Raw genomic sequence first — 19,426 nt, forward strand, 5'->3', positions numbered from 1 at the left:
CGCTGGGCGCGGAGGGTCATGCCGCCGCTCCGGGGATCACTTCGACTGCTGCGCGGCGCTCCGGCCGCAGGGTGGCCGCGGCCGCGACGATCTGCTCCGCGGTCACCTCACTGATCAGCTTGGGCAGCTCGTTGAGCAACTGCGGGCGGCCACGCTGCAGCTCCAGCACGGCCATCGGCAGGGCCCGGCCGAGCACCTCGTCGGTGCCCTGCAGCAGCCGGGCGCCCATCCGGGCCTGGGTGCGCTCCAGCTCGCCCGGCTTGAGGCCGTCGGCGACCAGGCGGTCCAGCTCCTCGTCGACGGTGCGCAGCACCTTGCCGGCGTCCCCGCCGGGCGGCATGTGCGCCTGCAGCAGCAGCGCCGTCGGGTTGCGGACCTGGTACTCGTCGCCCATGAAGCCGAGGTAGCCGCCGATGTTGGTGACCGAGCGGTCCCGCTGCACCAGGCGTTCCACCAGGCGGGCGGCGTCGCCGTCGGTGAGCACCTCGGCCAGCACCGCGAAGGGCAGGTACGCGTCGAAGGCGGCGATCGGGTCGGGCACGCGGTAGCCGGCGGCGACCGCGGGCAGCGGGGCGATGCGATCGGTGTACGACTCCCGCCGCTCGCCGTCCAGATCCGGCTCGGCGAAGTCGGGCAGCACCGGGGCCGGGCGGGCCGGCACGTCCCCGAAGTGCCGCTCGATCAGCGCGGTCGCCTCGGCCACGTCGAAGTCGCCGGCCACCGAGAGCACCGCGTTGCCGCAGGCGTAGTAGCGGTCGAAGAAGCCCTGCGCGTCCTCGACGGTGGCGCTCTCCAGATCCGCGAAGGACCCGTAGCCGTCGTGGGCGTTCGGGAAGGTGCGGAACATCACCGGGGGCAGCCGCAGCCACGGGAACCCGCCGTACGGCCGGTTCAGCACGTTGACCCGGATCTCCTCCTTGACCACGTCGACCTGGTTGCGCAGGTTCTCCTCGGTGAGCCGGGGGCCGCGCATCCGGTCGGCCTCGAGGAAGAGCGCCCGCTCCAGCGCGCCGGAGGGCAGCACCTCGAAGTAGTCCGTGTAGTCCAGGTGGGTGGAGCCGTTGAAGCTGCCGCCGGCCCCCTGCACGTGCCGGAAGTGGGCGAGCTTCTCCAGGTTCGCCGAGCCCTGGAACATCAGGTGTTCGAAGAGGTGGGCGAAGCCGGTCCGGCCCTCCGGCTCGCTGCGGATGCCCACGTCGTAGACGACGGCCACGCCGACGACCGGGGCGCTGCGATCCGGCGAGAGGACCACGCGCAGACCGTTGGCGAGGGTGAACCGCTCGACCGGGTATTTCGTCGCGGGAATCTGGATTCTGGACGCCACCAGGTGACATTAGCGCGCCGCGTGACCACCCGTGGGCCGACGTGTGGCGGCGTACGGGGAAGGGGGTTCCGGTCCCGTCATGCGGTCGGACGCTTGACGCACTAAACCTATCTGTTCCACTATTCCCATCCAACAGATAGATTAAGCGAAGTTTGATCCGCTGGGAGGGAGCTCCGCCGTGTACGTCTCGGCACGCACGGACTACGCGGTCCGCGCCATGCTCGCCGTCACCGCGGCGCATCCGCGCCTGGTCAAGGCCGCCGGCCTGGCCGCCGCGCAGGACATCCCGCTCAGCTTCCTGCAGGGCATCCTGCTCGATCTGCGCCGCGCCGGGCTGCTGCACAGCCACCGCGGCGTGGACGGCGGGTACGCCCTGGCCCGCGCGGCCGAGGAGATCACCGTCGGCGACGTGGTACGCGCCGTCGGCGGCGCGCTGACCACGGTCCGCGGCCTCCCCACCGCGACCGCGACCTATCACGGGGCGGCGACCGCGCTGCACGACGTGTGGATCGCCGTCGAGGCGGCCATCGAGGGCGTGGTCGACCACCGGACCCTGGCCGAACTCTCCACCACCTCAATAAAGCAGAACTAGGAGTAAGTGAGCATGAGCTCCCGCGCCGTACGTGCGCTCGCCCTTGCCACCGCCGCGCTCGCGGCGACGACCGCGCTGGCCGCCTGCGGATCCGACGACGACACCGGCGCCAAGGCCGACACGCCGGCCGGCGCCGCCGCCGAGGCGAAGTCCGTCCGGCTGGGTTACTTCCCGAACATCACCCACGCCCCGGCCCTGGTCGGCGTGCAGAAGGACCTCTACAAGAACGCCCTGAGCGGCACCGAGCTGAAGACCCAGACCTTCAACGCCGGCCCGGCCGCGCTGGAGGCGTTGCTGTCCGACGCGATCGACGCCACCTACATCGGCCCGAACCCGGCGATCAACGGCTGGATCAAGTCCAAGGGCAGCGCGCTGAAGATCATCGCGGGCAGCACCTCCGGTGGCGCCGGCCTGGTCGTCAAGCCGGGCATCAACAGCGTCGCGGACCTCAAGGGCAAGAAGATCGCGACCCCGCAGCTGGGCAACACCCAGGACGTCGCGCTGCGCGCCTACCTCAAGCAGAACGGGCTGAACGCCGACACCAACGGCGGCGGCGACGTCTCGATCCTGCCGCAGGACAACGCGACCGCGGTGCAGGCCTTCGCCCAGGGCGCGATCGACGGCGCGTGGGTGCCCGAGCCGAGCCTCAGCAAGATGCTGCTGGAGTCCAAGGGCAAGCTGCTGGTCGACGAGAAGACGCTGTGGCCGAACCAGCAGTTCGTCACCACGCACCTGATCGTCAGCCAGAAGTTCCTCAAGCAGTACCCCGGCACGGTCACGAAGCTGCTGCAGGGCCACATCGCCGCGGTCGACTACATCACCGGGCACGACGCCGACGCGCAGAAGGCGGCGAACGCCCATCTGGAGTCGCTGACCGGCAAGGCGCTCAAGGACGAGATCCTGGCCGCCTCGTTCAAGAACCTGAAGTTCACCAACGACCCGATCGCGTCCTCGCTGTACACCAGCGCGCAGCACGCGCAGGACGTCGGCCTCCTGGCGAAGGTCGACCTCAAAGGCATCTACGACCTGGGCCCGCTGAACGAGCTGCTCAAGGCGGCCGGGCAGCCCGAGGTCAGCGACGCCGCGGCATCCTGACCCATCGACGGGAGGGCGAGCGAGAGCATGAGCATCCTCGACACCACCAGTGTTCGTACCGCATCGGTCGTGCGGATCGAGAACGTCTCCAAGACATACGGTTCGGGCAGCGATGCCCTGCTCGCCCTCGACCGGGTGTCGCTGGACGTCCGGCAGGGCGAGTTCGTCTGCCTGCTCGGCGCCTCCGGCTGTGGCAAGAGCACATTGCTCTCGCTGGTCGCCGGGCTGGACCGGATCAGCGGCGGGACGCTGGACACCGGCGGCCGCAAGGTGGCGCTGATGTTCCAGGAGGCCGCCCTCTTCCCCTGGCTGTCGGTGTCCGGCAACGTCGAGCTGCCGCTGCGGCTGCAGGGCGTCGGCAAGGCCGAGCGCCGCAGGCGGGCGGCCGAGCTGCTGGAGATCGTCCGGCTGGGCGGCTTCGGCGAGAAGCGGCCGCACGAGCTGTCCGGCGGGATGCGGCAGCGGGTCGCGCTGGCCCGGGCGCTCGCCCAGAACGCCGACGTGCTGCTGATGGACGAGCCGTTCGGCGCGCTCGACGCGATGACCCGCGACATCCTGCACGACGAGCTGGAGCGGATCTGGCGCGAGCAGGACCTCACCGTGCTGTTCGTGACGCACAACGTACGGGAGGCGGTCCGCCTCGGGGACCGGGTGATCCTGCTGAGCAGCCGGCCCGGCCGGGTGATCGAGGACTACCCGATCAAGCACCCGCGCCCCCGGCGCATCGACTCCTCCGAGGTCTCCGGCCAGGCCGGCGAGATCACCGACCGGCTCCGCGCGGAGGTCGCCCGTCATGCCAACTGAACCCCCCGCACCGACGAAGTACGCGGGTGCCCGCGCCGGCCTGGAGGGCCTGCTCGCGCCGGAGACGGCCGGCCTCGGCCCGGAGCCGCGGAAGGCCGGGACGCCGAGCTCCGACGAGGTCAGCGGCCTGGACGCCCTGGAGCTGGCCCCCAGGCGGGAGAAGGGCAACCCCGCCCTGCGCCTGTGGAGGAGCGCCTGGCCGAAGCTGCTGGCCGTCGTCATCGTGCTCGCGGCCTGGGAGCTGGCCTACCTGAGCGAGTGGAAGCCGGCCTACGTCTTCCCCTCCCCGTTCGAGGTCTTCCCGCAGCTCGGGGACCTGGTCACCACGGCGGACTTCTGGGACGGCGTGCGCCTGACCATGACCCGGGCGGTCACCGGGTTCGCGCTGGCGGTGGCGATCGGCACGGTGATCGGCGCGGCGGTGTCCCGGTTCGCCCCGCTGCGGGCCGCCATCGGCTCGTTGATCACCGGCCTGCAGACGATGCCGTCGATCATGTGGTTCCCGCTCGCCATCCTGCTGTTCCAGCTCGGCGAGCAGGCGATCATGTTCGTGGTGGTCATCGGCGCCGCGCCGTCGGTGGCCAACGGCCTGATCAGCGGCATCGACTACGTGCCCCGGACCTGGCTGCGGGTCGGTCAGGTGATGGGCATGACCGGCCTGTCCCGGTACCGGCACCTGATCCTGCCGGCGTCGCTGCCGAGCTTCGTCTCCGGGCTCAAGCAGGGCTGGGCGTTCTCCTGGCGCAGCCTGATGGCCGGCGAGCTGCTGGTCATCGTGCCCGGCACGGTGTCGATCGGGGTACGGATGCAGAACGCCCGGGACCTGGCGGACACCCCGCTGGTGATCAGCTACATCCTGGTGGTCCTGGTCATCGGCATCCTGATCGACCAGCTGTTCAACCTCGCCGACAACGCGCTGCGCCGGCGCTGGGGGCTGACCGGCAGCTGACCGGCGCGGGCGTCCACCGGCCCCGCTCAGAGCACCCGGACCGACTCCAGGACGTCCTCGACCACGTAGTCGAACTGCTTGTGGGTGCCGGGCACGGAGACGTACAGCACGGCCGCCGTGGGCCGGCCCACGTCGATGATCGCCACCGCGGACAGCTCCTCGGTGGCGGTCAGCCCGGCCGCCTCGAAGCGAAGCCGGAACTGGCTCACCCAGGCCGGGCGCCCGCCCAGGGTGGTGAGCTCGTCGCGGAGCGGCTCCATGGTGTTCGGTTGCGGGTAGTACTCGGCGCGCACGTCCGCCGCGACCTGCCGGCCCACACACTCCAGGTCCAGCGAGACGGCGTCGTTGTCGGCCGCCGGGACCGCCGCGGACAGGATCGAGGCGTGGTACTCCCCGCCGCTGTAGACCTCGGTCACGAAGTGCTGGCCGACCCGGTAGGGCACCTGCAGGGTGCCGGCCCGCCACACCTCGTTCCAGGCCTGCCAGGGCGCGCCGTACCGGCGGTAGGAGATGCCGGCGTCGCGGTCGACGGTGCGGGCGCCGGCAGCCGGCGGCGGCGCGGTGGGCGTACCCGTGGCGCCGCCGCCCGGCGACACCGCCGGGGCCGGACAGGCCTGGGCCAGCGGCGGCCGGACGTCGGTGGGCGCGGACGCCCGGTCCCGGAACGGGTCCCCGGCGCCGCCGAACGCCACCACCAGCAGCGCCACCAGGCCGCCGGCCAGGATCAGACCGGCCACCCCACCGAAGATCATCAACTGCCGCCGGCGCCGCTGCGGACCGGTCGGCGGCGGCGCCGCCGGCGGCGGTGATGGCGGCGGTGGCACCAGCGGGGGTACGCCGGACGACGTGACCGTGCCCGACGACCACGCCCCGCCCGGCCCCGGCCGGGCGACACCCTGGGACTGCGGCTCGGACATGGCCTCCAGTGAACACCACACCGCCGGGAAGCGTCGCGCCGACGTAGGGCCGGAACACACCCGGACAAAGTCCACCCGTCCCAGTTGTTTCCCAGAGATGTCCGCTACCGTGCTGTCATGGAACTGGTGTATCCCCCGGTAGTGGCGTTGGCCAAGACGATGTTCCGGGTGCTCGACCTGAAGATCGAGGTCGAGGGCGGCGAGAACATCCCGCGCGCGGGCGGGGCGGTTCTGGCGAGCAACCACTCGAGCTACCTGGACTTCATCTTCTGCGGCCTGGGCGCCCAGCCGGCACGCCGCCTGGTCCGGTTCATGGCGAAGAAATCCGTGTTCGACCACCGGGTCAGCGGCCCGCTGATGCGCGGTATGCGGCACATCCCGGTCGACCGGCGCGCCGGCACCGCGGCGTTCCGCGAGGCCACCACCGCGCTACAGAACGGGGAGGTGGTCGGCGTCTTCCCGGAGGCGACGATCAGCGAGTCGTTCACCATCAAGGAGCTCAAGACCGGCGCGGCGCGGATGGCGCAGGAGGCCCGGGTGCCGCTGATCCCGATGGCTGTCTGGGGTCCGCACCGGCTGTGGACCAAGGGCCGCAAGAAGGAGCTCACCAAGCGGCACGTCCCGGTCCTCATCAAGATCGGCGAGGCCGTCCAGATGCCGGAGGGCGCCACGCCGGAGGCCCTCACGGCGGCCCTCAAGCAGCGACTCACCACGCTGCTCGACGCGGTGCAGCGGGCGTACCCGGAGAAGCCCACGGGCGACGACGACCGCTGGTGGCTGCCGGCGCACCTCGGCGGCACCGCGCCGCTGCCCCGGCCCGCGGCCGCGGTCTGACCACCGGCGCCACATCCGGGCCCGGGCTCACGCCCACGGTCCGGCGGGAGACGCGACGCGTCCTGTCCGGCAGGCAGACGCCGCGCCCCCCGGTCCGCTAGCCCGGTCCGCTAGCCCGGTCCGCTAGGCAGACGCCGTGGTCGCGGTCCGGCAGACAGCCACCGCAGTCGCGGTCCGGCAGGCAGCCGCGGCAGCCGCGGTTCCGGTAGGCAGGCAGGTGGAGGAAGGCTCCGGGTGCGCCCGGGGCCTTCGCTGTTCGGCGGCCCCGGAGGCCCGGAGTGCAGCGGGCGTCCACGGGCGGGAACAACGTCGCTCCGCGAGCGCCGCAGACACCGGGGAGCGGGAACAACATCGCCCCCGGAGCACCGCAAACACCCGGGAACGGGAACAACATCGCCCCCGGAGCACCGCAAACACCCGGGAACGGGAACAACATCGCCCCCGGAGCACCGCAAACACCCGGGAACGGGAACAACATCGCCCCCGGAGCACCGCAAACACCCGGGAGCGGAGACGACATCGGCGCCGCGCCCATCCGGGCGCGGCGCCGATTTCACGCGCTGTCACTGGCCGCCAGGTGGCGGCCAGTGATCAGACCGCGCGGATGTTCGCGGCCTGCGGGCCCTTCTGGCCCTGGGTCACCTCGAACTCAACCCGCTGGTTCTCCTCCAGGCTGCGGTAGCCCGACATCTGGATCGCGGAGAAGTGGGCGAAGACGTCGGCGCCGCCGTCGTCAGGGGTGATGAACCCGAAGCCCTTGTCCGCGTTGAACCACTTCACAACGCCGGTAACCATGCTCGTCTCCTAGACGGTCGATCGTTCCCGCCCATCATGGACGGAAACGAGGTGGTAAGACCCGCGTTCTGCGGGGCTCGTGTCGCCGTACTGATCGCCCGTACCGGAGAAACCCGGGTTACGACAAAGAGCGCCTGGGGCAGACTTCCCCACAGGCGCTCCTGAGTACTTGGGAACCAAACTGACAACGCTCGCGAGCGTAGCACGACGAGAGGGGCCGGGACGTGCTTGGCGTACAAATGGCGTGGCGCCTCAGAACCGCCGGACTGGTGTGGAAGCCCAGGCTCGGCGACCGGTTCGCGATACCGGACCGGGATCTCGACGAGGAGGTGTTCGTGCTGAGCAACATGACGGTTCAGGTTCACGACCGGCCGGAAGGGCAGATCATCGGATTCAACGGTACGACCGAGTGGGCCCTCGACGACGTGGAGATCGATGAGACCGTCTGGCTGCCCCGCGAGGATCAGTTGCGGGAACTCCTCGGCGGGACGTTCCGCGAGCTGCGACGCGACCCCGCCGGCTACCGTGTGCGCGTCGAGCTGCTCGGCGACACGCTGACCTTCCCGGCGACCGCGGCCGCGCCCAGCGCCGAGGAGGCGTACGCCACCGCCCTGCTGCACCTGCTCGCCGCGGCCGGCGCCACCCCGGCCACCCCGCCACCCCGGGGCGCCGCGATCACCGCTCCTCCTCCGGGATCTCCGTGATCAGAGCGGCCAGCGCGGCGGCGTCCATCAGATCCGTGGGACGGACGGTGACCTGCTCCCGGACGTAGTGGAACCCGGCCCGGACCCGGTTGACCGGGACGCCGGCCAGCGTGGCCCAGGCGAGCCGGTACGCGGACAGCTGCACCGCGGCGGCCTCGGCCTCGGCGCCGGTCGGGCGGCGGCCGGTCTTCCAGTCGATGACGTCGAAACGGCCGCCCGGGTCGGCGAAGACGGCGTCCATCCGGCCGCGCACCACCACCCCGCCGATCGTGGTGGCGAACGGGACCTCCACGTCGACCGGGCTGCGATCGGCCCACTCCCCGGTCAGGAACGCCTCCTGCAACGCGGCCAGCTCCTCGTCCCCGGCCGCGTGGTCGTCCGCGGCGCCGGGCAGCTCGTCGATGTCGAGCAGCCGGGCCGCGCCGAACCGCTGCTCCAGCCAGAGGTGGAAGGCGGTGCCCCGGCGCGCGTGCGGGGCCGGGCGCTGCGGCAGCGGGCGGCGCAACGAGCGGGCCAGGGCCTGCGGGTCGCGGCGCAGCACGACCAGCTGCGACACGGACAGGTGCGGGGGCAGCGCGACCTCGATCGGGCCGTCCCGGCGGGTGCGTTCCGCCCGCTCGGCGAGCAGCAGCCGGGCCTCGCGACGCCAGCGCGCCACGTCCGGGTCCACCTCCGCGGTCACCCGGTCCGCGGCCGATGCGGCGGCGAGCAGCGCCGCGCGGTCCGGCGCCGGTGCCGTCTCGGCGGGGGCGTGGGCACGGTCGGGCGGCTCCGGGCGTACCGGGAATGGTTGCTCGGCGGGAATCGGCGCGGCACCCGGGCCGGCCAGCCCGGCGAGGTCGGCCGCCAGGCCGGCGCGGGCCGCGACCACCGGATCGGCCGCCGCGAGATCGGCGAAGGCCTCCGCCGCGGAGGCGTCCGGATCGGCGATCATGCGGCGGATCAGGTCGGCGGCCACCGCCATCGCCGGGCGGCGCAGGCCGAGCGGATCGGCCGGCCACTCGGCGGTGGCCACCGCCTCCTCGCTCGGGTTGGTCTCCCCCGGCGCCGGCTCGGGCGCCCAGACCGCCACCACCCCGGCGCCCGCCGCGCACACCGCGCGCACCTCGTCGAGGAAGACCGACGGGCCGCGCGGGCGCTTCACACCGTCACCCCACCAGTACCCGGAGCAGAGCAGCAGGCGGCGGGGGCGGGTCACCGCGACGTACGCCAGGCGGCGCTCCTCCCGCTCGTCGTGCTCCCGCCAGGCCCGGCCGAAATCGGCCAGCGCGGCGGCCACGTCCTTCTGCTCCAGAGCCTCGTCCAGATCCAGCCGCGGCAGCCCGGACGCGTCGCCACGCAGCGGGAACGGCAGCACCCCGAGGCCGCCCAGATAGTGGTCGGAGCCGCGGGCCAGGCCCGGCCACACGCCACGGCTCAGACCGGCGACCGACACCACGTCCCACTCCAGGCCCTTCGCGGCGTGCGCGGTGAGGATCTGCACGGCGCCCTCCACCACGTCCACCTGGCCCGGTTCGAGCCCGCGCTCCTCGGACTCGGCGGCGGCCAGGAAGGCCAGGAAACCGGCGAGCGTGCCGGTCTCGTTCTCGTTGCCGTAGCGGGTGGCGGCCTCGCCCAGCGCGTCCAGGTGGGCGCGGGCCAGACCGGCGTCACCGGCCGCCCAGCCGCGGACCGCCACCTCCACGTCCAGTCCGATGGTCCGCTCGATGTCCGCGAGCAGGTCCGGCAGCGGCTGGTCCAGGCGCTGCCGGAGGGCGGCCAGCTCCCGGCTGTACGCGGCCAGCCGGGCGAAACCCTGCACCGAGTACTGGTGCGGGCTGCCCAGATCGGCCATCGCCTCGACCAGGGTGGCGTCGTCCAGCCGGTCCGCCGTCACCTCGTCCGGCGTCCCGCCCGCACCGGCGTGCGCCGCCCGCGCCGCGGCGATCGCCCGGGCGCGCCGGTGCAGGGCGACTAGATCACGCGGGCCGATCCGCCAGCGCGCCCCGGTGAGCAGCCGCAGCAGCGAGGCGCCGTCGGTCGGGTCGGCGAGCACCCGCAGCGTGCACACCACGTCCCGGACCTCCGGGGTGTCCAGCAACCCGCCCAGGCCGACCACCTCGACCGGCAGGCCACGGGCCCGCAACGCCTCCTCGATCACCGGGATCTGGCTGCGCACCCGAACCAGCACCGCGCTGGTCGGACGGCGCTCCAGCGGGATCTCCTCGGCCAGGGCCTTCGGCATCCCGGCGGCCAGCCGCCAGGCGGTCAGCATCGAGTCGGCGATCCAGGCCGCCTCCTCGGCGTACGTCCGGAGCAGCGCGCAGGAGACGGTGCGGCCACCGACCGCCTCGGCCACCCGGGCCGCCGGTTTCAGCACGCCCACCCGGGCCCGCAGCGGCGCGGACACGGCGTTCGCCACCTTGAGGATCTCCGGGCGGTTGCGCCAGCTCCGGGTCAGGCTGTGCACCCAGGCCGGGTGGCCCTCGGCGTCCGGGAACTCGTCCGGGAAGCGTTCCAGCGTGCCCGCCGACGCGCCCCGCCAGCCGTAGATCGACTGGCACGGGTCGCCCACCGCGGTGACCGGGTGGCCGCCGCCGAACAGGTTGTTCAGCATGGTGACCTGGGCGTGGCTGGTGTCCTGGTACTCGTCCAGCAGGACCACGCGGTACCGGCCTCGCTCGATCTGCCCGACCTGCGGATGATCCCGGGCCACCAGCGCGGCCCGGGCCATCTGGTCGCCGAAGTCCATCGCCTCCAGGTCGAGTTTGCGCTGCTGGTAGAGGCGGACCAGGGGCAGCAGGGTGAGCCGGTGCTGCTGGCGGCGCAGCATCTCGGAGACGTCGGAGTACATCCGGCCCGGGAAGGACTGCACCTCGGCGAAGAAGCGGCCGGTCCAGGCGGCCAGGTCGTCCGGGGTCAACAGGTGCTCGGCCAGCTCGGCGGAGAGCGCCAGCACGTCATCGGTGACCGTGCCCGGCGCGCGGTTCAGCCCGGTCATCTCCCCGGTGTACGCCCGGACCAGGGAGTCCACGATCTGCCAGCGCGCCGCCTCGGTGAGCAGCCGGGCGGACGGCTCGAAACCGCCGCGCAGGCCGTGCTCGGTGACCACCCGGGCGGCGTACGAGTGATAGGTGGCGATGGTGGCCTCGCCGGCCAGCGCGTCGTCCCGCCCGCCCAGCCGGCGGGCCAGCTGCCCGAGCCGGGTGCGGACCCGCTGGGCCAGCTCGCCGGCCGCCTTGCGGGTGAAGGTCAGGCCGAGGATCTCCCCCGGGTGCGCGTAGCCGTTCGCCACCAGCCAGACCACCCGGGACGCCATGGTCTCGGTCTTGCCGGACCCGGCGCCGGCGACCACCAGCAGCGGTTTCACCGGGTGGGCGATGATCGCGGCCTGTTCGTCGGTGGGCGGTGGCAGGCGCAGCAGGCGGGCCAGCTCGGCCGGGGTGTAGCGGGGGCCGGCGTCGGCGTGCTTCCTCGTCATTTCGGGGGTTCCACCACTTGCCTGCCCTTACCGGAGATCGGGCAACTCGTGCGTACCGGGCAGACCCGGCAGCGGCTGTTCGCCACCGCGGAGAACGTCGCGGCGGCCATCGTCTCGGCGGTGCGGCGGACCATCGCGTACGCCCACTGCGGGTCGTTCGCCTCGGTGATCGGCACCTGCATCTGCTCGCGGGCCTCCCGTCCCAGGCCCAGCTGCACCAGCGCGGCGCCGCCGCTGTCGGTGCCGTAGTCGGCGAAGGCGCCCGCGTCGACCGCCGCCTGGTAGCCGGCCAGCTGCGGGTTCTCCGCGACGTCGGCGGCGACCGCGGTCGACTTGCCGGTCTTCAAGTCGATCACCACGAGCCGGCCGGCCTCGTCCACCTCCAGCCGGTCCACCCGGCCGGTCAGCTGGATCGGCCGGTTCTCGTCCTCCAGCCGGACGGTGAACTCGTGCTCGATCGCCAGCAGCCGGCGCGGGTTCGCCGCCAGCCAGCGCAGCAGCTTGTCCACCATGGCCTGGGCGCGTTCCTGCTCCGAGCCGGCCATCCAGCGGGCCGCCAGCTCGATCGTGTCGAAGCGGGCCGAGACGTACTCGACCAGCTTCTCCCGGTCGGCGTGCGCGTCCTCGGCCAGCATCGCCGCCGCGTGCACCAGGTTGCCGATGCCCTGCGCGGGACCGGCCGGTGGCGCGCCGCCGTGGCGTTCCAGCAGCCAGCGCAGGCTGCAGCGGAGGGCACTCTCCATCGCCGACGGGGTGACCTTGACCGGGTCGCCCGCGTCGACCAGGGGGCGGTCGTCGGAGAGCGGGCGCAGGCCCCACCACTCGTCCGGATGGGCGCCGGGCACTCCGGCGGACGCGAGGCGGGCGAGCTCGGCCGCGGCGGCGCGGCGGCGGCTGGGTGTCTCGCCCGCCGACACCACGACGGTACGCAGCTCGGCGACCAGGGCGGGGAGGGTCAGCGCCCGGGGGGCGCGGCCGACCGGGATCTCGACGTCGTGCCCGGCCTCGGTCCCCGGCCCGGGCGCCGTGTCGTGGTCCGCCTCCCGGTCCTGGTCCGCCTCCCGGTCCTGGTCCGCCTCCCGGTCCTGGTCCGCTTCCTGGGCGTGGCCGACTTCGTTGCCGTGCCCCGCCTCCTCGCGGGTGGGTTCGGCCGGCTCGCTGTCACCTTCCGCGCCGAAAGCGGTGTCGCCGGGCAGCGACAGGTCGCCGGACGGGCCGGGGTCGCCCGGGACCGGCGGCTCATCCGACGGGCCGGCGTCGTCCGGGACCGGCGGCTCATCCGACGGGCCGGCGTCGTCCGGGACCGGCGGCTCGGGTGGTGGTGGCGCGTCGGCACCCGGGTCGGCGCCGGGGCCCGGCGGCTCCACGCCGGCCGCGGCCAGCTCGCTCAGGAAGCGGCTGGGCTGCTCCTCGATCGCCGAACCGCCGGTGCCCACCGCGGCCACCGCGGTGGCCACCAGACGGCGACGGGCGCGGGTGGCGGCCACGTAGAACAGCCGCCGCTCCTCGTCGAGCAGCGCGGAGGTCTCGGCGACCACCGCCGCCGAGCCGGACGCGGGCCGCCCGGCGACCGCGTCGACCAGCCGCTCCGACCCGAGCAGGCTGCCGCGCAGGCGTAGATCGGGCCAGATGCCCTCCTGCACCCCGGCCAGCACCACGACGTCCCACTCCAGGCCCTTCGCCGCGTGCGCGGTGAGCAGCCGGACCGCGTCACCCCGGTCGGCGCTCGGCGCGATCGTGTCGGCGGGCAGGTCCTGGCCCAGCACGTGGTCGAGAAACACCCCGACGCCGGCGCCGGGCAGCCGGTCGACGAAGCGGGCGGCGGCGTCGAAGAGCACCACCATGGCGTCCAGATCACGGTCGGCGGCCTCGGCCCGCCACTGCCGGGCCCGGGCGGCCTGCGCCGGGTCGGTGACGCGCAGCTCGCCGGTGCTCATCGCGTACCACCGGTCGGCGAGCCCGCTGGCCCGCCAGACCGTCCACAGCACGTCCTCGACCGAGGCGCCGGGCTCGGCGGCGGCCGTCCGGGCAACGGTGAGCAACCGGGCGATGGTCTGTGCCGGGCGAGCCCAGCGGCGTTCCACCATGTCCAGGCCGGCCGGGTCGCGAACCGCGTCGACCAGCAGCTCGCCGGACGGGCGCCGGTCCCCCGCGGCCAGCGCCAGCGCGCGCAGTCCCTGGCGCAGCCGCCGTTCGGCGAGCGGGTCGGCGCCACCCAGCGGCGAGTGCAGCAGCGCCACCGCGGCCTCCTCGTCGAGCACCTCCGGGTCCAGCGAGCAGCGCAGCAGGAGCAGGAACGGCGCGACCGCGGGCTGCAGGTGCAGCGGCAGGTCCTCGGCGTGGATCACGGTGGGCACGCCGGCCGCGACCAGGGCCCGCTGCACCGAGGGCTGCTGCAGGGTGGCGGAGCGCATCACCACCGCCATCCGCGACCAGGGGATCCCGTGGAGCAGGTGGGCCTCGCGCAGCGCGTGCGCGATGAAGGCGGTCTCCGCGGCGGGCGACCGGAACGTCCGCACGACCGCCTCGGCCACCGGCCCGGCCGGCGCGGCGTCAGCCGGACCCGACGACCGCACCGCGACCGGACCGGACGACCCGGCAACCACCGGCGCGGCGTCAGCCGGATCAGCCGATCGGACCGCGACCGGGCCGGACGACCCGGCAACCGCCGGGTCGGCGGCGGGTTCCGGGCCGGGCTCGGGAGGCGGGACCATCGGGCGGTGCCCGATCGGGCCGCGCATCCGGCGGGCCACCCGGGAGGTCGCGGTGAGCAGCGACGGCGCGGCCCGGTAGTTGGTGTGCAGGATCACCGTGTGGGCCGGAGCACCGGCCGCGGTGCGGAACCGGGCCGGGAAGTCGGCGACCACTTCCGGCGCGGCGCCCCGGAACCCGAAGATCGACGAATCCGGGTCGGCGAACGCGACCAGGGGCTTGCCGCCGCCGGCGACCTGGGCAAGCAGGTCCACCTGGGCCGGGTCGGTCTCGGCGAGCTCGTCGACGAAGACGAAGGCGAGGCGACGGCGCTCCGCGGCCAGCAGGTCCGGCTCGTCGGCGAGCAGTCCGGAGGCGGCCCGCACCAGCTCGGCCGGGTCGTAGGCGACCGAGCCGCGGGTGGTGGCGTCGCGCAGGGCCAGCACCTCGACGTACTCCCGGAGGAAGCGGGCGGCCGCCGACCAGTCGTCGCGGCCCAGGTCCGCGCCGAGCCGGGCGAGCTCGATCGGGCCGACGCCCCGCTCGGCGGCACGCTGCATCAGGTCGCGCAGCTGCTGCGCGAAGGCCCGGGTGGGCAGGGCCGGCCGCAGCTGCTCCGGCCACCCGATGGTGTCGGCGGCGTCCGGGTCCTCCACCACGGCCAGCAGCTCCCGGATGATCAGGTCCTGTTCCGGGCCGGTGAGCAGCCGCGGGGCGGGCTCGCCGCGCTCGGCGGCGGCACGGCGGAGCAGGCCGAAAGCGTACGCATGGAAGGTCCGCACCAGCGGCTCGTGCACGATCCGCCCGGCGTCCCCGGCGATCCGCGCCTCGATCCGGTCACGCAGCGACGCCGCGCCGCGGCGGCCGAAGGTGAGCACCAGGATCCGCTCCGGGTCGACGCCCTCGGCGATCCGGGCGGCGACCGCCTCGACCAGCACGGTGGTCTTGCCGGTGCCGGGGCCACCGACGACGAGCAGCGGGCCGCTGGTGTGCGCGGCCACCCGGGCCTGCACGGGATCGGCGCGCAGCTCGGGCGCGACCGGGCGGGGACGCCGGACCAGGCGGTAGTCGGGCCGGCGCACCGGGGACGGGGGGACCGGCGTGCTCACGGCATCAATAAGAGCACGCCGGTACGACGTTTCCCCGGGGTCACCCGGTGACGGCGGCCTCGATCGCGTCCAGGGCGTCCGGGACGGTGCGGGCCACCAGCACCATGTCCATCGCCCCGGCCCGGACGAACTTCGCGCCGACCAGCCCGTTCAGCCAGCCGATCAGGCCGTCGTAGAAGCCGTCCGGGTCGAGCAGGACCATCGGCCGGCGGTGCACGCCGAGGGTGGCGGTGGTCCACACCTCGAACAGCTCGTCCAGGGTGCCGAGGCCGCCGGGCAGGGTGAGGAAGGCGTCCGACCGGTCGATCATCAGGTTCTTCCGGCCGGCCATGTCGTCGGTGACGATCAACTCGTCCGAGCCGGTGTCGGCCACCTCCAGGTCGACCAGGCGCTGCGGGATGATCCCGACGGTGTGCGCGCCGGCGGCCCGGGCGCCGGTGGCGACCGCGCCCATCATGCCGACGCGGCCGCCGCCGGAGACCAGGGTGTGTCCCCGCTCGCCGATCGCCCGGCCGGTCGCCGCGGCCAGATCGAGCCAGCGCTGCTCGATGGTGTTCGAGGAAGCGCAGAAGACGCAGATGGCGGCCATCAGGCGGACGCCTGCGCCGCGCCGGCGTCCACGATGATCCGGACCGCCTCGTCGACGTCGTCGGTGATCTGGATCAGGCCGAAGTCGGCCTCGCTGATCTTGCTGTCGTCGAGCATCCGCCCTCTGATCCAGTCGAGCAGGCCGCTCCAGTAGTCGACGCCCATCAGGATCACCGGGAACCGGGTGACCTTCCGGGTCTGGACCAGGGTGATCGCCTCGAACAGCTCGTCCAGCGTGCCGAAGCCGCCGGGGAGGACCACGAAGGCCTGCGCGTACTTGACGAACATGGTCTTGCGGACGAAGAAGTACCGGAAGTCGATGCCGATGTCGACCCAGTCGTTGAGGCCCTGCTCGAACGGCAGCTCGATGCCGAGCCCGACGGACATCCCGCCGGCCTCGGTGGCGCCCCGGTTCGCCGCCTCCATCACGCCCGGGCCCCCGCCGGTGATCACCGCGTACCCGGCCCGGGCGAGCGCGGCGCCCAGGTTCGCGGCGAGCTCGCACTCCGCGCTCTCCGGTTTGCTGCGGGCCGAGCCGAAGACGCTGACCGCCGGGGGCAGGTCGGCGAGGGTGTCGAACCCCTCGACGAACTCGGAGAGTATTCGCAGGGCGCGCCAGGCGTCCTTGGTCTTCCACTCACCGCGATGATGTGAGTCGAGCAATTTCTCGTCCGCGGTACTCGGTGGCACGGCCTCCCGACGCAGTGTGACGGCACCGCGATGACGCTGCGGCGCGGCCGGTGGTCGCCCGTTGGTGCTGTCGGTCATGCGTCCAAGGTAGTGCGGACGGTCAGTACCCGGTGAATAACCGGCTGCGTTTCGGTAAGAGGATTGCGGCCCGGAGACCTTTTTGCCAGATTGAAGCAACGGACGGTAGCTCTGGCACGTCTATACAGTTACCGCACCGCGTCCACACGGCAGGCACGGCGCCCGGGCCCCGGGTGTCCCGGTGAAAGGGCGGCCACCGTGACGAACCGATACGAGCGGCTGAGAATGCACCGTCGGATGCAGCGGCGGATCCAGCTGGTGGTGGAGGAACGCCGCGTCGCGTTCGCGGCGCGGGAGTCCGAACCGGGTGTCGATCCGGAGGCCACGATGGAGATCCCGCCACCGGAGCTGCCGGTGGTGGTGCCGCAGCGGGCGATCGGCCGGGTGGCCGTCCCCCAGGCCTGAGACCCCGCCGCGCCGCCGCGGCATCCCGGCTCAGCCGGCCGGGCCCACGAAAGCGCCGCGCCGCCGCGGCTCAGCCGGCCAGCCAGCGGTGCAGGGTGGCCGCGCCGTCCCGGATCCGGCCGATCTCGACGTGCTCGTCGGGCGCGTGCGCCAGCGCCGGATCGCCGGGGCCGTAGTTCAGCGCCGGGATGCCCAGCGCCGCGAACCGCGCCACGTCGGTCCAGCCCAGCTTGGCGGCCGGCACGGCGCCCACCGCGGCCAGGAAGTCACGGGCGGCCGGGGCGCTGAGCCCGGGCAGCGCGCCGGGCGCGGAATCGGTGACCTCCAGGTCGTACCCGTCGAAGACCTCGCGCAGATGTTCCAGCGCCTGCCGCTCCGAACGGTCCGGGGCGAACCGCAGGTTCACCTCGACCGAGCACTCGTCCGGCACGACGTTTCCGGCGATGCCGCCGGCGATCCGCACGGCGTTCAAGCCTTCCCGGTACGTACATCCGTCGATCGTCACGGTCCGCGGGTGGTAGTCCTCCAGCCGGCGCAGCACCTCACCGGCGGCGTGGATGGCGTTCACCCCGCGCCAGGCCCGGGCGGTGTGCGCGCGCCGCCCGTGGGTGCGCACCAGCGCCCGCATCGTCCCCTGGCAGCCGGCCTCGATCGAACCGTACGTCGGTTCGAGCAGCACCGCGAAGTCGGCGCGCAACCACTCGGGGTGACTGGCGGCGACCCGGTTGAGCCCGTTGTACTCGGACTCGATCTCCTCCGCCTCGTAGAACAGGTAGGTGACGTCGTACGCCGGGTCGGGCAGGGTGGCGGCCAGATGCAGCGCGATGGCGACACCGGACTTCATGTCCGACGTCCCGCAGCCGTAGATGAGATCGTCGACGACAGTGGACGGCCAGTTGTCGTTGATCGGCACCGTGTCCAGGTGACCGGCCAGCACCACGCGCTGCTCACGACCCAGGTCGGTGCGCGCCATCACCGTGTTGCCGACGCGCTCGACCCTCAGGTGACCGGCGCGGCGAAGGACGTCCTCCACACAGTCGGCGATCACCTTTTCGTCGCGGGACACGGACTCGATGTCGACCAGGGCACGAGTGAGCTCGACCGGGTCGACCAACACGTCCGGGGTCAGCGGGTTGGCCATGAGCGCACCATACAAGGCCGTCCCGAGCACCGGACGCACCTGATCCACCGACCCCGGCCCTAGTAGGGTTCACCTCGTGGATACCGCGATCTCGACCTCGCCCGCCTGGGGCGTCGGCCTTGCCACCGTCACCGCCGAGGGCCAGGTGCTGGACACCTGGTACCCGTCCGGGTTCCTCGGTCTGGGCGACGAGCCGGCCGACGTGCCGGCCCTGCCGGCCGGGCTGACCGGCCCGAAGCTGCTGCCCGGACTCTCGACCGTCGAGGTCCGGACCACGATCAAGTCGCTGGCCGAGCCGATCGCCGACGCCGCCGAGGCGTACCTGCGGCTGCACCTGCTGTCGCACCGCCTGGTCCGGCCGAACGAGCTGAACCTGGACGGGATCTTCGGCCAGCTCGCCAACGTGGCCTGGACCTCGGCCGGTCCGTGCCCGCCGGACCGGGTCGACGAGCTGCGCTTCCTGGAGCGCGCCGCGGGCCGGCACCTGGCCGTCCACGGCGTCGACAAGTTCCCGCGGATGACCGATTACGTCACCCCGTCCGGGGTCCGGATCGCCGACGCGGACCGCGTCCGGCTCGGCGCGCACCTGGCCCCGGGAACCACGGTCATGCACGAGGGATTCGTCAACTTCAACGCCGGCACGCTGGGCACCTCGATGGTCGAGGGCCGGATCGTGCAGGGTGTGGTGGTCGGCGACGGGTCCGACATCGGCGGCGGATCGTCGATCATGGGCACGCTGTCCGGCGGCGGCAAGGAGAAGGTCCGGATCGGCGAGCGCAGCCTGCTCGGCGCGAACGCCGGTGTCGGCATCTCGCTCGGCGACGACTGCGTGGTCGAGGCGGGCACCTACATCACCGCCTCGTCGAAGGTCGCGTTGCCCGACGGTCGTGTGGTGAAGGCCATCGAGCTGTCCGGTGTGAACAATCTCCTGTTCTGGCGGAACTCGGTCACCGGCGCCCTGGAGGCCCGGCCGCGCAAGGGCACCGGCATCGAACTGAACAGCGCGCTGCACTCGAACTGAATCTATCGGCCTCGCTGGCGTTTGCCGGCCTCGCTCCGCTCGGCGGCATTTCGCCCCTCTGAGTCGATGACGAGAGCGCCGGACACGACCACGCTTCGCTTGTCGTGTCCGGCGCTCTCGTCATCGACGGGCGAAATGCGCTCGGGGCACGGTTACGGCGGCCCGGCGTCCACGGGGACGGAACGCGACCGGGCACGGCGCGACAGCGCGACGTCCACGGAGACGGAAC

General features: G+C 73.2%; 16 protein-coding genes. 8 read left to right on the forward strand and 8 right to left on the reverse strand.

Annotation, left to right across the window (positions count from 1 at the left end):
- Positions 1-16: 16 nt before the first annotated feature.
- Positions 17-1,324: a M16 family metallopeptidase gene (locus ACTEI_RS32775; protein ID WP_122981175.1), complete on the reverse strand. Its 1,308-nt coding sequence runs from the start codon at positions 1,322-1,324 to the stop codon at positions 17-19.
- A gap of 178 nt (positions 1,325-1,502) precedes the next feature.
- Between ACTEI_RS32775 and ACTEI_RS32780 the strand changes: the two genes are divergently transcribed.
- The 4 genes from ACTEI_RS32780 to ACTEI_RS32795 are packed head-to-tail and all read left to right on the forward strand — an operon-like array spanning position 1,503 to position 4,764.
- Positions 1,503-1,916 carry an RrF2 family transcriptional regulator gene (locus ACTEI_RS32780; protein ID WP_122981176.1) on the forward strand — a complete coding sequence of 138 codons (414 nt, stop codon included), beginning with the start codon at positions 1,503-1,505 and terminating at the stop codon, positions 1,914-1,916.
- 12 nt (positions 1,917-1,928) lie between these two features.
- Positions 1,929-3,011: an ABC transporter substrate-binding protein gene (locus tag ACTEI_RS32785; RefSeq protein WP_122981177.1), complete on the forward strand. Its 1,083-nt coding sequence runs from the start codon at positions 1,929-1,931 to the stop codon at positions 3,009-3,011.
- 27 nt (positions 3,012-3,038) lie between these two features.
- Positions 3,039-3,815: an ABC transporter ATP-binding protein gene (locus tag ACTEI_RS32790; RefSeq protein WP_122981178.1), complete on the forward strand. Its 777-nt coding sequence runs from the start codon at positions 3,039-3,041 to the stop codon at positions 3,813-3,815.
- Complete coding sequence (locus ACTEI_RS32795; protein WP_122981179.1) at positions 3,805-4,764, forward strand: ABC transporter permease; 960 nt, start codon at positions 3,805-3,807, stop codon at positions 4,762-4,764. The genes ACTEI_RS32790 and ACTEI_RS32795 overlap by 11 nt, the downstream gene beginning before the upstream one ends.
- Positions 4,765-4,790: 26 nt before the next feature.
- Here the strand turns inward: ACTEI_RS32795 and ACTEI_RS32800 are convergent, their stop codons facing one another.
- The gene (locus ACTEI_RS32800; protein ID WP_122981180.1) at positions 4,791-5,681 is read right to left on the reverse strand and encodes a hypothetical protein; all 891 of its coding nucleotides are present in this window, start codon (positions 5,679-5,681) and stop codon (positions 4,791-4,793) included.
- Positions 5,682-5,798: 117 nt separating this feature from the next.
- Between ACTEI_RS32800 and ACTEI_RS32805 the strand changes: the two genes are divergently transcribed.
- Entirely contained in the window at positions 5,799-6,515 is a 717-nt protein-coding gene (locus tag ACTEI_RS32805; protein ID WP_122981181.1) for a lysophospholipid acyltransferase family protein, read from the forward strand.
- 591 nt (positions 6,516-7,106) lie between these two features.
- On the opposite strand, the gene cspE is transcribed toward ACTEI_RS32805, so the two are convergent.
- Positions 7,107-7,310 (reverse strand): transcription antiterminator/RNA stability regulator CspE, encoded by a 204-nt coding sequence (gene cspE / locus ACTEI_RS32810; protein WP_030442529.1) that lies wholly within the window; start codon positions 7,308-7,310, stop codon positions 7,107-7,109.
- 269 nt (positions 7,311-7,579) lie between these two features.
- Between cspE and ACTEI_RS32815 the strand changes: the two genes are divergently transcribed.
- The gene (locus tag ACTEI_RS32815; RefSeq protein ID WP_239082136.1) at positions 7,580-8,014 is read left to right on the forward strand and encodes a pilus assembly protein CpaE; all 435 of its coding nucleotides are present in this window, start codon (positions 7,580-7,582) and stop codon (positions 8,012-8,014) included.
- On the opposite strand, the gene ACTEI_RS32820 is transcribed toward ACTEI_RS32815, so the two are convergent.
- Genes ACTEI_RS32820 through ACTEI_RS32835 form a run of 4 tightly spaced genes read right to left on the reverse strand, consistent with a single transcriptional unit; the run spans position 7,986 to position 16,630 of the window.
- Complete coding sequence (locus tag ACTEI_RS32820) at positions 7,986-11,474, reverse strand: ATP-dependent helicase (protein ID WP_122981183.1); 3,489 nt, start codon at positions 11,472-11,474, stop codon at positions 7,986-7,988. The two genes, ACTEI_RS32815 and ACTEI_RS32820, sit on opposite strands and share 29 nt — an antisense overlap.
- A complete protein-coding gene (locus ACTEI_RS32825; protein ID WP_164466216.1) occupies positions 11,471-15,274 on the reverse strand; it encodes an ATP-dependent helicase in 3,804 nt (1,267 codons plus the stop codon). The genes ACTEI_RS32820 and ACTEI_RS32825 overlap by 4 nt, the downstream gene beginning before the upstream one ends.
- A 40-nt stretch (positions 15,275-15,314) precedes the next feature.
- A complete protein-coding gene (locus ACTEI_RS32830) occupies positions 15,315-15,863 on the reverse strand; it encodes an LOG family protein (protein WP_122981185.1) in 549 nt (182 codons plus the stop codon).
- On the reverse strand, positions 15,863-16,630 hold the full coding sequence (locus ACTEI_RS32835) for an LOG family protein (protein ID WP_122981186.1): 768 nt from the start codon (positions 16,628-16,630) through the stop codon (positions 15,863-15,865). The genes ACTEI_RS32830 and ACTEI_RS32835 overlap by 1 nt, the downstream gene beginning before the upstream one ends.
- A 198-nt stretch (positions 16,631-16,828) precedes the next feature.
- Between ACTEI_RS32835 and ACTEI_RS32840 the strand changes: the two genes are divergently transcribed.
- Positions 16,829-17,035: a hypothetical protein gene (locus ACTEI_RS32840; RefSeq protein ID WP_122981187.1), complete on the forward strand. Its 207-nt coding sequence runs from the start codon at positions 16,829-16,831 to the stop codon at positions 17,033-17,035.
- Positions 17,036-17,105: 70 nt separating this feature from the next.
- Here ACTEI_RS32840 and dapE read toward each other — a convergent pair whose 3' ends face one another.
- Complete coding sequence (gene dapE, locus ACTEI_RS32845) at positions 17,106-18,176, reverse strand: succinyl-diaminopimelate desuccinylase (protein ID WP_122981188.1); 1,071 nt, start codon at positions 18,174-18,176, stop codon at positions 17,106-17,108.
- 76 nt (positions 18,177-18,252) lie between these two features.
- Here dapE and dapD point away from each other — a divergent pair, with 76 nt between their 5' ends.
- On the forward strand, positions 18,253-19,197 hold the full coding sequence (gene dapD, locus ACTEI_RS32850) for a 2,3,4,5-tetrahydropyridine-2,6-dicarboxylate N-succinyltransferase (RefSeq protein ID WP_187645859.1): 945 nt from the start codon (positions 18,253-18,255) through the stop codon (positions 19,195-19,197).
- Positions 19,198-19,426 lie beyond the last annotated feature (229 nt).

The sequence above is a fragment of the Actinoplanes teichomyceticus ATCC 31121 genome, from assembly GCF_003711105.1.
Classification (GTDB): Bacteria; Actinomycetota; Actinomycetes; order Mycobacteriales; family Micromonosporaceae; genus Actinoplanes; species Actinoplanes teichomyceticus.